Here is a 14,981-nt window from a genome sequence, read left to right on the forward strand (position 1 = left end):
CGGTCGTAGCCGTTTACGGCTGCCCGCCGCCCCAGTCGATGTTGTGTTTGAAACCTGGGACAACTCCCAGGAGTCGTTCAGTGGCCTCCTTGGCGACCATGAAGAACGCAGCGTACGAAGCGTCCTGGCCGCCATCGCGAAAGCCCGAGAGCTCGACGTTGCACGCCAAGACTGAAACGTAGCTCTGCGCGAGCAGCGTCGTCAGGACTCCGTTCTTCGCCGCTGCGACGTACTCGTCATCGATGCCGTCCGCGCTGACCGAAAAGGAAAAAGTTGCGGCAGGTTTGATGGCGGCGGTCAGAGCCGCGCTCATGTTCCTTCCACCAAGCTGCCGACGCCACTCGTGAGAAACGATGCGCCCTTCGTGCACGCTTGCCCAAGGGAGTAGCTCCACCTTTTCAGCAAACCATTCGTTGATGATTGCGGGTGTTTTCATATTTGACGGGAAAGGCTGCACTGCTCGGCGGACCGCAACTCGGAACGCTGCTTGAGGAGGTCTACGTACGCAACCTCCACCAACTGGGCAGAATCAATCGCGAGACGCTCCATGAGTTGTGCCGCTTCGCGGGTTCCGTCGTCGCGTCCCTCGTCGTCCCGCAGTACCACTTCAAGTTCGAGGAAGGCACCCAGCCCACGAACCTCGTCAAGATGGATGCGCGTACGTCCGGCGATATACAGAACCCGATGCTTCACAACTCGCCCGACCGTGCCATAGGCAAGGTTCAGCGCTTCGCGGAGCCCGTCCGGTTCAGAGGTCGGCGTGCGAACGTAGAAAGACTCTTTCGGCCCGGCCTGGTCGGGGCGCCGGTAGAAAATCAACTCTCCAGTCCCATCGCTGAATGCCCGCAGCTTCAGCCGACCGCTTGGGCATGCAAAGAAGGTGTCATCCTGGAAGATGTCGACTGGCCCCGTGTCGGCAAAACTGGCCGTCACGGCAGCTAGCCGTGCAAGGTCCTGCACGCGTGCTTTGATTTCTACATTTCGAGCCATGTTCACATCATGCCTAGGTAGGGTTATCGCCGCGTCGCGTTCACGCCTTCACAAGCAGCCCCAGCACGTACTCGTCTACGTAATGTGGCTCGTTGGCCCGTTTGTAGAACTCGCGCAGAGTGCCCTCGTGTAGAAAACCCAGCTTTCCATAGAAGCGCAGTGCTTGCGTGTTGTCGCTCTCGGCGTACAGCTCGATGCGTCGGACACCCTCGGCCTTGAGCCGCTCTATCGCATCAGCAAGCATGGCATGCCCTATGCCTTGCCCGTGGCGTCGCGGGTCTACCGCCAGGGTTCCAAGCAAGGCGACATGCCGCACCCGACCTGGGTAGCGAGTCGCCTTGTAGAAGCCGGCGAGCGAGCCATCGACTTCCCACAGGTAGAAACAACTGCTTCTGATGAGCTCATCGTAGATACCTTCGAACTCGTCGAGCAACATGGGTTCGTAGGTGAGGAACGGTACTACCTTCTCGTGCGCGTAGATTGAGAACACGGCCTCAATGTCCTCAGGCTTGGCAAGTCGGCGCATTCAAGGAATCCTTGGGAATGACAGGAATGGATGGCGGCAGGTATGTCCAGCGGACGACCGCTATTGGCCCGCATTCTGCCCGTCACGGCTCGACCGTGACGCGCTGAAACTTCATCGCAGCGACGAAGCTTCGCGCATTTGCGCCTGCATGTCGGCGGAGTGCTGCAACTGTCTTGACGATTAAGACTGTGTTCATTGCCCGTACCTACAATCGCCGGCGTTTACCCAACGAGGATCCATGAAATCAAAACTGTTGCTTGCTGCGGCATGTGCACTGAGCGTCGCACCCCTGGCCTTTGCCCAAGGCCATCCCCATTGGAGCTACCAGGGCCACGGCAGCGCCGCCCACTGGGCTGAGTTGGATGAAAGCTTCAGGCTGTGCAAGCTAGGCAAGCACCAATCGCCGATCAACGTCGACACCCGGGTGGTCGAGAAATCGCCTGGCGCGAAGCCCCTCGGCTTTGCCTACGCGGCCGAGACCGGTGAAGTGGTCAACAACGGCCACACGATCCAGGTGAATCTGCCCGCGGCCGGCTCGGTCACCCTCGATCGGGTCGAGTACAAGCTGCTGCAGTTCCATTTCCACACGCCGAGCGAAGAGAAGATCGACGGCAAGGCGTACCCCTTGGTTGCGCATCTCGTGCATAAGAACGCAGAGGGACAGCTCGCCGTCATTGCGGTGCTGTTCAAGGCCGGAAAGGAGAACGCGGCGCTGAAGCCCGTGTTCGACCACCTGCCGGCCAAGGAAGGCGAAACCCTGAAGCTGGACGTCGCCATCAACCCGGCCGATCTGCTACCTGCCGATCGTGCCTACTACGCCTTCATGGGATCGCTGACGACGCCGCCTTGCAGCGAAGAGGTGCGTTGGCAGGTGCTGAAGACGCCAGTCGAGCTCTCCGCCTCGCAGCTTGCCGCGTTCAGGAAGCTCTACAAGATGAATGCACGGCCTGTGCAACCGTTGAATGGCCGCAAGGTGTTGACGGCCAACTCGAATTGAGCCGGCTTCCGGCCTCATGCATGCTGCATGCGACCGCGATGACAAGTCCGTCACCGCGCCTCCGGGCGCGGTCTAGGCGCTCGTCGGCCGATCGATCGGCTTCGGGCTCTTCCGGGCGATCAGCGAAAGTAGCGGGCCTGTCGCGGCCGTCGTGACCAGAGCCATCACCAGCAGCATCGTGAACAACTCGGCCCCGATCAGTCCAGCGTCAAGCCCGACCTTGATCACGATGAGTTCCATCAGGCCACGTGAATTCATCAGCGATCCCGTCGCCAGGCTCTCCCGCCAGCCGTAGCCGCACATCCGCGCACCGGCCGCACCGCCAACGATCTTGCCGACGCTGGCCACCAGCAGAATCAGTGCAAGCATGCCCAGGCCGCTGTTCGCGAACGCGCCGGCACTGGTTCCCAGCCCAGCCAGCGCAAAGAAGATCGGCATCAGCACGACGATCGACAGTGGCTCTATCCGCTCGGCCAGCGCGTGCAGAAGCCGGTCGTTGCGCGGAAGAGCAACACCGAAGAGGAACGCGCCGAAGACTGCGTGCAGATGCAGCCATTCAGTGAGCATGGCGCAGACGAACATGCCGATCAGCAGCGCTGCCAGCATCATCGGCGAAGGCACGCCGTCCGGCGCGTGGGTGCGCAGCAACCAGGCCAGCATCGGCTTCACAGCGAGGAATACCACGGTCACCAGCACAACCAGGCCGATCGCGATGCGAATGAAACCCTGCAGTCCGGCGCCAGCACTCGCCAGCGCGACAACCAGCGCCAGCAGAATCCACGCCAGCGCATCTACCACGCCGGCGGCGCCGAGCGACAGCTGGCCGATGCGCGTGCGCGTCATGTTGCGGTCCTTGAGGATGCGGGCCAGCACCGGGAACGCGGTGATCGACAGCGCCACGCCGAGGAACAGCGCGAATGGCCAGAATTCCACACCCTGCGGTGCGAGCGCAGGATGAAGGACCGGCGCGATCGCAAGGCCCAGGACCATCGGGAGCACCATGCTCGATACGCCGACCCAGCCCGCAGCCCTGAACTGCGCCCCCATGCCGCTGGGCGCGCGTAGCTCGGCGCCGACGATGAACATGAACAGCACGACCCCCACGGTCGCTAGCGAGGACAGCCCTGGAAGCGATGCTGGGGGAAAAAGCTGTTGATGCCACTGCGGGAACAGCGCGCCGAACACGACCGGCCCGAGCAGGATCCCCGCCGCCATCTCGCCAATGACCATCGGTTGGCCGAATGCCCGAAGCACGAGGCCGCAGGTCCGAGCGGTGACCAGGATGACGGTGAGCTGCAGGAAGAGGAGTGTCAGGGACATGTGGCCGGTGCCGGTTTGTCGAAGGCCCGTAGTATGTGTTTGTCGCGCGGCAGCGGCCCGGTTCCAAGCATGATTCCGGATCGGGCACGCCGAACGACCGCTGGGCCGCATCCTGCCACGCCGCGCACCGACGCTATCGGGCTCTAAGCCGTCCCCAGGACCAGCGCTGGAATGATGCGGGTCATGTGCGCCTTTGCCCCGCCTAGAAGTCCGCAAACTCGGTGGTGTGATAGCCGGTTAGCCGACCACCCTGAGTCGCTTCGGATGCTCGCGCCTGCCCAGTTGAAAACACAAAGGTTGCGGCGGTGAGCGCGACGAACGCGATGAGCAGCCAGAAGCCGAACGTGTAGATGAGCCAGAGCGGGCCTAGGGCAACAAGGAGAAGAAGCAGCGCTCTGAACATGCGATCAGTTTGCCCCAACCAGCGCAACGCGTTGCGTGATGGAATCGACGAATCACCGGAGAAAAAGCAGGGGCCGCCGTCCGCTCGTAGCTGGGCTCTCCCCAACAGATGCGCGGCGAGCCGTTACGGCCCTCCGTGCTTCAACTCGCGCAATTGCTCCTCTGCACGGTTGAGTTCCAGCCGCAGTTCCCGGATTTCTTGCTCCAGCCTCTCGATGCGCGCTGTGCGACTTTGCTCCAGGGGGGCGACCGCCTTGCAACGAGTTTGCAAGGCGGCCAACGCCTCGGCGAGCTGCCTTCGGCGCAGCATTTGGCCCTTGGAGCGGGCGATGTCGATGTCCCGCTCGAGCGCAGCTTCCTTAGCTTTGCAATCGGTGTTGTCCGCCTGGTCTACGGGCTGTGCGATGGCGGGAATTGCCAGAGCCAGCGCGATGGCCAAGAAGGAAGGTTTCACGCGCATACCGGTACCAGTGAGAGCAAGGAGAAGTCGAGTTTGCCAGCAACTTCCCGCGGTCGGCCGCTACCGGTTGCTCCGCCGGTCTCGCAACACGCTGACCGGCCCGCCTCTACGCCAGCCCGATCTGCGCGTGTATCTCTTTGATCACAGCCTCTTTTTCCCGGTTGTAGACCTCTGGATTGACCGGATCGATCATGTGAGCATGGTCCTTGGCTTCCTCGTACTTCCTACGCAGGTCTGGACGTCGATGGAGGATGTCCACAAATGCCAAGGAGTCCTTGTGAACCGGATCACCCCGATGGCAGATGTGTATGTTGATGTTGAACCTGCGTCCGTCGTGTTGAATGCACCCGCAGACGTACGGCTTCTCATCTTTGTCCACCCACACGGCACGCCGGTGAAATCCAAGCCTCTCAAACTCCTCTTGCGCAGCGCGTAGATCCTCTCGGCTCGTGATGGCGGCGATATCCACCATGGGTTTGCCCCGCAAACCGCGGATGGCTGTGCTCCCAATGTGAACGAGCTCCACGCTCTCCAGATTCTCTTGGACGTACCGCCGTACTTGCGCGAACACATCGGAGTACGCGGGATCGTAGGGCAGGATGTTGCGGTGCTCCAAGCCCTCGTCAAACGTGTCGACCTTCATGGCGCCTCCATGCGATGCAGCGACGAGATCGTCCCTGGTTGCGAAGTGTCCTCTCGCCGAGCGGTCAGGGCTGTCAAAGACCGGACCGTATAGCTCAGACGCGTCGCGCCGATTGCATAGCCGCCCTCCAGAACATTTCTGCCGCCCTCGGCAGCTGTCCCGGCGTGCGGAACAACCGGATCTCGAGCTCCACGTTCCATTTGCCGTCTCCGACCGGCAAGAGCGTTCCTTCCGCCAGCTCGGTTTGAATGAGGCTGACAGGCAGCCAGGCGATACCGCGCGCCTCGAGCGCCATCGTCTTCAAGACCGTCGCAAGGTGCGCGGTGAGGACCACGTTCGTCGCCAGCTGCTCGAGCCTGGCCCCGAGGACGGCGCGCATGATGCGGCCCAGGCCGGACTCGGTGCTGTAGGCGAGCATGGGAACGCGCGCCGAATCCGTGCCGCGCAGCGCATGGACCGGCGTGTTGCGTTTACCGGGGGCGCAGACCGGGATCAGCGCGTCGGCACCGACCACGCACGAGGGAAAGCCGCCTGCCTCCAGCCGTCCGGGAACCTGGGCATGCCCATGGCACAGCAGGAACTGCGTGCGGCCTTGCAGCATCAGTGCTTCGCATTGCTGCATCACGTCCGACACCAGTTGCATCGGGCCGGCGGACGCACCGGATTCCAGTCCGCGCAGCCATGCCGGCATGAAGGTCAGCGACAAGGCGTGCGTGGAGGCGATCCGCAGCGTGGCCGAACTCGCGTCGGCGACGGCGCGCGCCTCGTCCGGCATGCGGGCCACGCGCGCCAGCAGCTCCTGCGCCGATGAGCGGAACCACTCGCCGGCTTCGGTCAGCGTTGCCGGATGGCTGGTGCGGTCGACCAGCACCACGCCGAGCCACTCCTCCAGCGCGCGGATGCGCCGGCTGAAAGCCGGCTGGGTCATGTGCCGCTCCTCGGCGGCTCGGGAGAAGTTGCCCGTGGCGGCCAGGGCGAGGAAGTCTTCGAGCCACAAGAAATTCATCGGCGGTGCTTTGGCGGCATACAAGAAGAGAAAACGGGCATTGGCCTTTGGCGCGCTGCAGGGCGACCATGGGGCCACTCGGACGCGACTTGCTCGCCGTTCCAGGAGTTTTTAACCCAGGAGACATCATGCCGACCATCCAGAATTACCGCGGGATCATTCCTGCCATCGCCTGCCCCTTCACGCGCGACTTCCGCATCGACGAGCCCGAGCTGCGACGCCATGCGTCCTGGCTGGCCGAGCAGCCCGGCGTGGTCGCGGTCATGACCAACGGCCACACCGGCGAGGTGTTCTCGCTGACGGCGAAGGAGCGCGCGGAGGTCACGCGCATCGTGGCCAGCGAGCTCGAGGGCAGGCTCCCGGTGATCTCCTCGATCGTCTGCGAAGGCCTGCTGGAAGCCAAGGAGCATGCGCGCATGGCGCGCGACGCGGGCGCCCGCGCACTTGACGTGATGCCGCCGCACCACTGGCTGCGCTTCGGCTTCCGCGCCGGGCACGTCGCCGACTACTTCGAGGCGATCTCGGAGGCCGGCCTGGACCTGGTGGCCCACGTGTATCCCGCCTGGACGCGGGCCGCCTATTCGTCCGCCACGCTGGCAGAACTGGCGAAGCTGCCGTACGTGCAGGCCTTCAAGGTCGGCCAGCGCGACATGAACAAGTACGCAAGCGACATCAAGGCGATTCGCGAGGCCGATGCCTCCAAGTCCATCCTCACCTGCCATGACGAATACCTGCTGGCGTCGATGGTGCAGGGCGTCGACGGTGCACTGGTCGGCTTCGCGACCTTCATTCCCGGCCTCATCAACGATCTCTGGGAAGCGGTCAAGGCCGGCGACCTGAAGAAGGCCATGAAGGTCCAGGCCCTGATCACGCCGCTGAAGGACGCGGTGTATGGCGGCGGCGAGCCCACGGGCGAGGCGCATGCGCGCATGAAGGCCGGTATGTATCTCGCCGGCGTCATCAAGGACCCGACCGCCCGCCCGCCGACCGAAGCGCCGAGCGAGGCCGAGATGCAGGCGCTGCGCGCCGCGCTCGACAACGCGGGTCTGCTGAAGCGCTGAGCGCGCGGCGAGACCCAAGGATGACTGCCATGCAACGCAGAAAATTCGCGCATTGCGCACTGTCCGCCATGCTGCTCGGTCTGGCAGGCGCCGCCGGCGCCCAGGCCTGGCCGAGCAAGCCCATCACGATGATCATTCCGTTCCCGCCCGGCGGCACGCTCGACACGGTGGGCCGCATGCTGGCGCAGAAGCTCGGCGAGCAGCTGGGCCAGAGCGTGGTCGTCGACAACCGCGCCGGCGCCGGCGGCGCCATCGGCTCGGCGGCCGTCGCCCGCGCGGCGCCCGACGGCTACACGGTCCTCTTCAGCCCGTCGACCTTCACCACCACGCCGATGGTGGTGAAGACGACGCCCTACGACGTCAACAAGGACTTCCAGCCCGTCGCGCTGGTCGCGAAGGCGCCGCTCTCCATTGCGGTCAACAAGAACCTGCCGGTGAACGACCTCAAGGGCTTGATCGCGCATGCGAAGTCCCACCCCGGCAAGCTGAGCTTCGCCATCGGCTCGCCGGCCTCGGCAGGCCATCTGTCGACCGAGCTGCTCAAGCGCGCGAGCGGCATCGACTACCTGGTCGTGCCTTACAAGGGCTCCGGCCCCGCCTACCAGGACCTGATCGGCGGCCAGATCGACGGCTTCGTCGACCCGGTGCTCGGCTCGACGCAGTACGCGAAGAGCGGCATGTTGAAGGTGCTGGCCGTGACCTCGAAGACACGCATCGAGAGCATGCCCAACACCCCGACGGTCGCGGAGACCGTGCCCGGCTACGAGTTCTACAGCTGGTACGGCATGTGGGCGCCGGCCAAGATGCCGCAGGAGATCGCGCAGCGGCTGAACGCGGAGGTCAACAAGGCATTGAACGCGCCCGACATCAAGGACAAGCTCACCGTCCAGGGCCTGCTGCTGACGCCGGGCAGCATCGCCGACTTCGCCACCTTCCAGAAGGAAGACATGGCACGTTCGGCCAAGATCATTTCCGAGGCGAACATCCGTGCCGAATAGCACGCATGCCCTCGTGACCGGCAGCAGTTCCGGCATCGGCCTCGCCATCGCGCAGGCCTTGCTGGCGGCCGGGTGGCGAGTCACCGGTTTCGATCGATCTGCGCCGGCCATCGCGCACGCCGCGTTCACGGCCGTCGAGGTCGACCTCTCGGACGCAGCCGCGACCGACGAGGTGGCGCGGCAGGCGGCCGGCGTCACGGCCTTCGTCCATGCGGCGGGCGTGCTGCGCGTCGGCACCATCGGTAGCCTGAACCCTTCCGACGGCGAGCTGATGTGGCGATTGCACGTCGACGCCGCCACGCGCATCGCCGACGTGCTGGTGCCGGCCATGGCAGCGGCAGGCCATGGCCGCGTCGTCCTCGTCGGCAGCCGCGTCGCGCAGGGCAAGGCCGGCCGGAGCCAGTACGCCGCGTCCAAGGCAGCGCTGGTCGCGCTGGCGCGTAGCTGGGCGGCGGAAGTGGCCGCGCGCGGCGTCACGGTGAACGTGGTGTCGCCGGCGGCCACGCAGACCGCCATGACCACCGACCCTTCGCGCGCCGCGGAAGCGCCCGTGTTGCCGCCGATCGGCCGCCTGATCAGGCCAGACGAGATTGCCGCACTCGTCGGCTTTCTCCTGTCTGCGCAAGCCGGCGCCATCACCGGCCAGGACATCCAGATCTGCGGCGGCTCCTCGCTGCCGCGCTAACCCTGATCGAGTTCGACCATGAAGATCATCGACATCAAAGAAGAGACCAAGCCCATCAAGTCCAACATCCGCAACGCCTACATCGACTTCTCGAAGATGACCCTGAGCCTCGTGGCCGTGGTCACCGACGTGATTCGCGACGGCAAGCCGGTGGTGGGCTACGGCTTCAATTCGAACGGCCGCTACGGCCAGGGCTCGCTCATCCGCGAGCGATTCCGCCCCCGCATCCTGGAGGCCGACCCCGCCTCGCTGATCGACGACAAGCACGACAACCTCGATCCCCACAAGATCTGGGCCGCCATGATGACGAATGAGAAGCCCGGTGGGCATGGCGAGCGCTCGGTCGCGGTCGGCACCATCGACATGGCCGTGTGGGATGCGGTCGCCAAGATCGAACAGAAGCCCCTGTACCAGTTGCTCGCCGAGCGCTACGGCTCCGGCCGCGCCGAGCGCAAGGTCTTCGTCTACGCGGCCGGCGGCTACTACTGGCCGGGCCAGGGCATCGAGGGCCTGGAGCGCGAGATGCGCAGCTACCTGGACCGCGGCTATTCCGTCGTCAAGAAGAAGATCGGCGGCGCTTCGCTGGCCGAGGACCGCAAGCGCATCGAGGCGGTGCTCAGGCTGCTCGGGCCGGGCCAGAAGCTTGCGGTGGACGCCAACGGCCGCTTCGACCTGAAGACCGCCATCGAATACGCGAAGGCGCTGTCGGAGTACGACCTGTTCTGGTACGAGGAAGCCGGCGATCCGCTGGACTATGCGCTGCAGGCCGAGCTCGCCCAGCACTACCGCGGCCCCATGGCCACCGGCGAGAACCTGTTCTCGATGCAGGACGCACGCAACCTGATCCGCTACGGCGGCATGCGCCCCGACCGCGACTATCTGCAGTTCGACTGCGCACTCAGCTACGGCCTGGTGGAGTACCTGCGGACCTTGGAGATGCTGAAGGAAAACGGCTGGTCTGCGTCGCGCTGCGTCCCGCATGGCGGTCACCAGATGTCCCTGGCGATCGCGGCCGGCCTGGGCCTGGGAGGCAATGAGTCCTACCCCGACCTGTTCCAGCCTTACGGTGGCTTTCCCGATGGCGTCAAGGTCGACAACAGCTACGTTGTGCTGCCGGAGCTTCCGGGCATCGGCTTCGAGGGCAAGACGGACCTTTATGCGGAGATGAAGAGGCTGGCTTCCTGATGCGCCGCGGAGAAAGCGTCAAGTACGAAACTCGGCGATGCGACGCGCAAGCAGCAGTGCCGAAGCGAGCATCAGCATGAACCCGCTGGCAGCTTCGGACCATATGGTCGTGTTGGTCGCGAGCGTGTGTTCGGAGCAGAGCGCAAGGGTGTAGTGGCCGAGGCCGCCGAGCCCGAGGGCACCGTACGCGCCGACAAGAAGCACGCCGAGCGCACGAAGCCCCAGCCGAGCGACGAGCAGACCGGCGATGCCGAGGCTGTTGACGGCCAGCCAGGCGAGATACACCTGCTCCCGGGTGAGCCAGCTCGGCATGTTGGGATAGAAGGCGATGAACTCGGCGTTGTGGGCGAAGTGCGCCAGGCTGGCGACGAAGTACACCGCGACGAGCACCCACATATGCGCGGGCAGAAGTGACCTTTTGAGCATGGGCGCATTGTGTGCTGGACGGTGCGGATCAAGGCAGCAGGTGCCGGCTGAAGAAGGCGGTGGTCTTGCGGTCCACCTCCGGCATCGCGCTGCGATCGAAGCCCGGTGGGTCGTTGAGCATCTCGCCGACAAGGCCGGTGAGCCCCGGCGGCGGCGGCGACAGCAGCGCGCCGTGGCCGCCGGTGGGCAGGTCGGCGATGTGTTCGCAGCGCGGCATGCAGGCCTCAAGCACCCGGTCGCTGTGGAAGCGCGGCACCAGCCAGCGGTCTTGCTGCGCGGTGATCAGCCCCAGCGGCACGCGCGGCACGGCCAGCGATGCCATGTCGAAGTCGGCGGAGGAGGGCACGCCGGCCACCACGGCGGCCACGCGCGCATCGGTGTGGGAACGCGGCGCGGCATCGTCGAAGCGATGGCGGATCACGGACAGGGCGGCCCACTTTTTCACGCCGTCGAAGATGCCGCCGGTCAGCCGGGTGATCAGGCCGGCGCAGGACTGGAAGTCCTCCACCAGGTGCGCCTCGCAATGCTGCTTGAAGCCCGCCGGCGACCAGCGTCCGCCGGCCATGCTCAAGGCCGTGTGGCCGCCGGCCGACATGCCGTAGACGCCGACCTTGTCCAGCTTCAGCAGCGGCGCGAAGCGCGCGTCGCGCCCGACCGCGTCGATGGCCCGCGACACCTCGGCCGGCCGCATCGTCCAGCTGTCGGGGCCGGGGTCGCTGTCGTCCCTGTAGTTGTCGGCCCGGTGCTCGGGCATGGCGACGACGAAGCCGGCTTCCACCAGGCTGCGCGCCAGGTCCGCATGCACCCAGGGCGAGCCGCCCGAGCCATGCGAGATCACCACCAGCCGGCCATTCCCGCGCGCCGGCATACCCTGCGGCGCCAGCGTCAGCGTGAAGCGCCCGCGCTGGACCGCCCGGGCCTCGTCGCCCGACGGGTAGTACAGCGTGACCGGGCCGTCGTCGGCCGTGGCGGGGATTTCGCCCAGGCCGACGGAGGCCTGCGCCAGGCCGGACAGCAGCGCCAGCGCCAGGGCCGGCCAACGGAATGAACGCATCGAATCAGCTCCTCATCAAAACTTGAAAATGGAAGTATTCGTTTTGCCTGCCGCAGGCTGCGGGATAGAGAACTTCATCCGCACAAGGCCGGCATCTCATGGCATTCTCGGCCGCTTGAGTTTGAACGGGCTGGCATGAAAAACAGGACGCGCGGCACGGTCGAGATGACCGCCGCCATGGTGATTTCCGGAACCATCGGATGGTTCGTCGTGCAATCGGGTTTGCCGATCATCGACTTGCTGTTCTGGCGCTGCGTCTTCGGCGCCGCGACGCTCCTGATCGTCTGCGCGGCCATGGGCATGCTGCGCGGCAAGCTCCCGCTTCGGCTCATCGGCTGGGCCGCGCTGGGCGGCGCGGCCATCGTGCTCAACTGGGTGCTGATCTTCGCCTCGTTCTCGCGCGCCTCCATCTCCATCGCCACGGCGGTCTACAACACCCAGCCTTTCATGCTGGTCCTGCTGGGCGCGTTGCTGTTCTCCGAGCGGCTGACCGCGAACAAGTTCATGTGGCTCGGCCTGGCCTTCATCGGCGTGCTGCTCATCGTGCAGGCCAAGTCCGATGCGGACTACGCTGGCGCCGGCTATCTCACCGGCATTCTGTTGGCGCTCGGCGCGGCCTTCTTCTATGCGCTGGCCGCCATCATCACCAAGAAGCTCACCGGCACGCCGCCGCACCTGATCGCGCTCATCCAGGTCTGCGTCGGCATCCTCATGCTGGCGCCCTTCGCCCACTGGTCGGAGCTCCCCACCGACAGCCAGGCGTGGGGCAACTTCCTCATCATGGGTGCCGTGTACACCGGCCTCGTGTTTGTGCTGCTCTACGGCGCGATACAGAAACTGCCGACGCACGTGACGGGCGCACTGTCCTTCGTCTACCCCATCGTCGCGATCGTCGTCGACTTCGTGGCCTTCGACAATCTGCTGCATCCGGTGCAGATGTTCGGCGTGGCCGCCATCCTGCTGGCGGCCGCGGGCATCAACCTCGGCTGGTCCTTCGGGCGGGCGAAGGCCTGCGTCGAAGGATCCCGGGCGCTCGATTGAGCTCAGAACGCCACTGAGGCCTGGACGTACAGTGTGCGCGGCTGGCCGACGTATTTGCCGCCGTTGTTGTCGACCGAGCGCGTGTAGTAGCGGCGGTCGAACAGGTTCTTCACGCCGACGGCCAGCTTCAGGTTGCTCCGCTGCGGACCGAAGTCGTAGCCCGCGCGCAGGTTCACGGTCGCGTAGCCGGGAATGTCACCGAGCCGCCCGCTCGCATCTTCCAGCGTGACGTACTGGGCGCCCGCGTCGGGCGATCCGGGCGAGCGCTGTTTGGACTGCGCGAACACGTCCGCATTCAAGATCCAGGGACCGCGCTGGTAGCGCGCGCCGAGCGATGCCACCTGGCGCGAGTAGAAGGGCAGGTCGCGCCCGGCGAAGACGCCGGCCTTGGAAATGGCCTGCGTGTAGGTGTAGGTCGCATAGACCGAGAAGCCCTTGAGCGCGGCGTTCAGCGCCCCGAGCTCGTAGCGCATCGCCGCTTCCAGGCCGCGATGCCGTGTCGCGCCCAGGTCGGTCCACGTGCCTTCGCCCACGATCGAGCGGGCCAGCTGCAGTTCCTTGTCGAAGTCGATGTTGAACAGCGTCAGCTCGGAGCTCCAGGCTTCGCCCTTGTAGTGGGTGCCGATCTCGTAGGTGTTGGCTTTTTCGGGGTGCAGGCCCTCCGTGGCCTGAGCGAGCTGCGCGTACTGCTGCGGTCCGAAGGACACGCCCGCGTTCGCGAACAGCGACCAGCGTTCGTTCATGCGGTACATCACCGACAGCGTGGGCAGCACCTCGTTGGAGTCGATCTTCGGAAACAGGGTGCTGGTGATCCTGCTGCCGGTGAGGTTCACCACGTCGTTGTGCGTGCGGATGGCTTCGTAGCGCACGCCGGGCGTGACGGTCCAGTTGCCGAAGTCGATCCGGTCGTCGATGTAGAACGCATGCGCGGTCGTGCCGCCCGCGCTGGTCTGGTAAGTCGGCGAGGCCAGCGTGTAGGCATCGAAACCCGGACGCGGCCGGTAGAACGCGCTGCGCGTCGCCACTTCCGAACTCGACTCCTTCAGGTAGCGGTAGCCGACGCTGACTTCCTGGACCACGCTGCCGGAATCGAAGAGCCGCGAGTAGCGGGGCTCGACCGCGAAGGTGTTGTAGTTGCGCGGGGCCGCGGTGAGGCGGCGCAGGCCGGCGCTGGCGCCGGTGCCGTCCTGCTCGATGTGGCTGCCGCGGAAGGAGTCGGTGTAGTAGCTGAGCAGCTCGAACTTGTTGATGCCGTCGTTGTGCGTGTACTTGATCGAGCCGTCGGTCCGGCGCCCGGTGAATTCGTCGAAGGGGCGGTCGGACTGGAAGGGGTTCGCGGCGTACTGCGCCGTGGTCAACCCGCCCGGCATGCGCCCGCTGCCCTCGAAGTGATGCAGCGACAGCGCGATGTCGTCGTATTTGGAGAAACGGTAGGCACCCTTCAGCATCACGTCGTCGATCCTGGTGCTGTCGTTGCTGCTGCGATAACCGTCACCGTGCGTTCCGGAATACAGGAGTGCCAGGCCGAGCCCCTGCTCGTTGGTGCCGCCGACGAACAGGCTCGGCGTCGTCTTGACGCCGCCGCCGTGGCTCGCGCTCTCGACGCCGATGCTCGCGTCGGCAGTGAACTGCCGGGGAATCGAACGCGTCACGAAGTTGATGATCCCGCCGACGTTCTGCGGGCCATAGCGCACCGAGCCCGCGCCCCGCACCACGTCGACCGCCTCGAGGCTGCCGAGCGACAGCGGTGCCAGCGACAACTGCGGCTGGCCGTACGGCGCATACGCCAGCGGCACGCCGTCCAGCAGGATGGTGGAACGCGGCGACAGCCGGGACGTCAGCCCGCGCACCCCGACATTGAGCGAGATGTCGCTGCCGCCGGTGCCGTTGCTCTCCTGCACCTGCACACCGGGGATCTGGCGCAGCACGTCGCGCACGCTGGTGGAGCCGCTTTCCTCGATCTGCTTGCGTTCGATGATGGTGCGTGCGCCGGGATGTTCGAGCACCTTGGTTTCGCTGGGGCTGCCGAGCCAGTCGCCGGTGACGGTGACCGTTTCCAGCTGCGCGCCGGGCGACGCATCGGCTTCGGCAGCAAGGGCTTGCAGGCTGATCTGAAGCAGCGCGATGGCGATGGCCACGCGGGTTTTTTGGGGGGACAAGGCTTCTCCTTCGAATAAAAAATTAGAC

Annotated in this window: 17 protein-coding genes; 6 read left to right on the forward strand and 11 right to left on the reverse strand. The window is 65.4% G+C overall.

Translation table 11 applies throughout. The features are described 5' to 3' along the window. Nucleotides 1-13: 13 nt before the first annotated feature. The 3 genes from ACSQ9A_RS00685 to ACSQ9A_RS00695 are packed head-to-tail and all read right to left on the reverse strand — an operon-like array spanning nt 14 to nt 1,516. Entirely contained in the window at nt 14-436 is a 423-nt protein-coding gene (locus tag ACSQ9A_RS00685; protein ID WP_436302324.1) for a hypothetical protein, read from the reverse strand. Next, on the reverse strand, nt 433-990 hold the full coding sequence (locus tag ACSQ9A_RS00690; protein ID WP_436306232.1) for a class IV adenylate cyclase: 558 nt from the start codon (nt 988-990) through the stop codon (nt 433-435). The genes ACSQ9A_RS00685 and ACSQ9A_RS00690 overlap by 4 nt, the downstream gene beginning before the upstream one ends. A gap of 40 nt (nt 991-1,030) precedes the next feature. Then, nucleotides 1,031-1,516 (reverse strand): GNAT family N-acetyltransferase, encoded by a 486-nt coding sequence (locus ACSQ9A_RS00695; protein WP_093104558.1) that lies wholly within the window; start codon nt 1,514-1,516, stop codon nt 1,031-1,033. Between the two features lie 238 nt (nt 1,517-1,754). Here ACSQ9A_RS00695 and ACSQ9A_RS00700 point away from each other — a divergent pair, with 238 nt between their 5' ends. Continuing rightward, nucleotides 1,755-2,513 carry a carbonic anhydrase gene (locus ACSQ9A_RS00700; protein WP_436302325.1) on the forward strand — a complete coding sequence of 253 codons (759 nt, stop codon included), beginning with the start codon at nt 1,755-1,757 and terminating at the stop codon, nt 2,511-2,513. Nucleotides 2,514-2,585: 72 nt separating this feature from the next. Here the strand turns inward: ACSQ9A_RS00700 and ACSQ9A_RS00705 are convergent, their stop codons facing one another. The 5 genes from ACSQ9A_RS00705 to ACSQ9A_RS00725 all read right to left on the reverse strand — a co-directional run bounded on the left by ACSQ9A_RS00705 (nt 2,586) and on the right by ACSQ9A_RS00725 (nt 6,344). Continuing rightward, nucleotides 2,586-3,833 (reverse strand): cation:proton antiporter domain-containing protein, encoded by a 1,248-nt coding sequence (locus ACSQ9A_RS00705; RefSeq protein ID WP_436302326.1) that lies wholly within the window; start codon nt 3,831-3,833, stop codon nt 2,586-2,588. A 202-nt stretch (nt 3,834-4,035) separates the two neighbouring features. Continuing rightward, nucleotides 4,036-4,236, reverse strand: coding sequence for a hypothetical protein (locus ACSQ9A_RS00710; RefSeq protein ID WP_436302327.1), 201 nt, complete (start codon nt 4,234-4,236; stop codon nt 4,036-4,038). 123 nt (nt 4,237-4,359) lie between these two features. Further along, complete coding sequence (locus ACSQ9A_RS00715; protein WP_436302328.1) at nt 4,360-4,695, reverse strand: DUF1090 family protein; 336 nt, start codon at nt 4,693-4,695, stop codon at nt 4,360-4,362. Nucleotides 4,696-4,801: 106 nt separating this feature from the next. Continuing rightward, on the reverse strand, nt 4,802-5,338 hold the full coding sequence (locus ACSQ9A_RS00720; RefSeq protein ID WP_436302329.1) for a GrpB family protein: 537 nt from the start codon (nt 5,336-5,338) through the stop codon (nt 4,802-4,804). A gap of 94 nt (nt 5,339-5,432) precedes the next feature. After that, nucleotides 5,433-6,344 carry a LysR family transcriptional regulator gene (locus tag ACSQ9A_RS00725; RefSeq protein WP_436292248.1) on the reverse strand — a complete coding sequence of 304 codons (912 nt, stop codon included), beginning with the start codon at nt 6,342-6,344 and terminating at the stop codon, nt 5,433-5,435. 128 nt (nt 6,345-6,472) lie between these two features. Here ACSQ9A_RS00725 and ACSQ9A_RS00730 point away from each other — a divergent pair, with 128 nt between their 5' ends. From ACSQ9A_RS00730 to ACSQ9A_RS00745, 4 genes are read left to right on the forward strand one after another with little or no spacing between them, the layout of a single operon-like run. Continuing rightward, on the forward strand, nt 6,473-7,405 hold the full coding sequence (locus ACSQ9A_RS00730; RefSeq protein ID WP_436292249.1) for a dihydrodipicolinate synthase family protein: 933 nt from the start codon (nt 6,473-6,475) through the stop codon (nt 7,403-7,405). A 29-nt stretch (nt 7,406-7,434) separates the two neighbouring features. Next, entirely contained in the window at nt 7,435-8,403 is a 969-nt protein-coding gene (locus ACSQ9A_RS00735; protein WP_436302330.1) for a Bug family tripartite tricarboxylate transporter substrate binding protein, read from the forward strand. Beyond that, nucleotides 8,393-9,088, forward strand: a complete 696-nt coding sequence (locus ACSQ9A_RS00740; RefSeq protein WP_436302331.1) for an SDR family NAD(P)-dependent oxidoreductase — start codon at nt 8,393-8,395, stop codon at nt 9,086-9,088. Before ACSQ9A_RS00735 ends, ACSQ9A_RS00740 begins: the two co-directional genes overlap by 11 nt. Before the next feature lie 18 nt (nt 9,089-9,106). Then, a complete protein-coding gene (locus ACSQ9A_RS00745; RefSeq protein ID WP_436302332.1) occupies nt 9,107-10,273 on the forward strand; it encodes a mandelate racemase/muconate lactonizing enzyme family protein in 1,167 nt (388 codons plus the stop codon). Nucleotides 10,274-10,291: 18 nt separating this feature from the next. On the opposite strand, the gene ACSQ9A_RS00750 is transcribed toward ACSQ9A_RS00745, so the two are convergent. Beyond that, on the reverse strand, nt 10,292-10,699 hold the full coding sequence (locus tag ACSQ9A_RS00750; protein WP_436292253.1) for a hypothetical protein: 408 nt from the start codon (nt 10,697-10,699) through the stop codon (nt 10,292-10,294). A gap of 28 nt (nt 10,700-10,727) precedes the next feature. Next, nucleotides 10,728-11,753, reverse strand: a complete 1,026-nt coding sequence (locus ACSQ9A_RS00755) for an alpha/beta hydrolase family protein (RefSeq protein ID WP_436302333.1) — start codon at nt 11,751-11,753, stop codon at nt 10,728-10,730. A gap of 135 nt (nt 11,754-11,888) precedes the next feature. Between ACSQ9A_RS00755 and ACSQ9A_RS00760 the strand changes: the two genes are divergently transcribed. Next, a complete protein-coding gene (locus tag ACSQ9A_RS00760) occupies nt 11,889-12,794 on the forward strand; it encodes a DMT family transporter (protein WP_436302334.1) in 906 nt (301 codons plus the stop codon). A 2-nt stretch (nt 12,795-12,796) separates the two neighbouring features. On the opposite strand, the gene ACSQ9A_RS00765 is transcribed toward ACSQ9A_RS00760, so the two are convergent. Further along, the gene (locus tag ACSQ9A_RS00765; protein WP_436302335.1) at nt 12,797-14,953 is read right to left on the reverse strand and encodes a TonB-dependent receptor family protein; all 2,157 of its coding nucleotides are present in this window, start codon (nt 14,951-14,953) and stop codon (nt 12,797-12,799) included. Nucleotides 14,954-14,981: the final 28 nt, after the last annotated feature.

The sequence above is a fragment of the Variovorax sp. LjRoot290 genome (assembly GCF_964253985.1).
In the GTDB taxonomy this organism is placed as follows: Bacteria; Pseudomonadota; Gammaproteobacteria; order Burkholderiales; family Burkholderiaceae_C; genus Variovorax.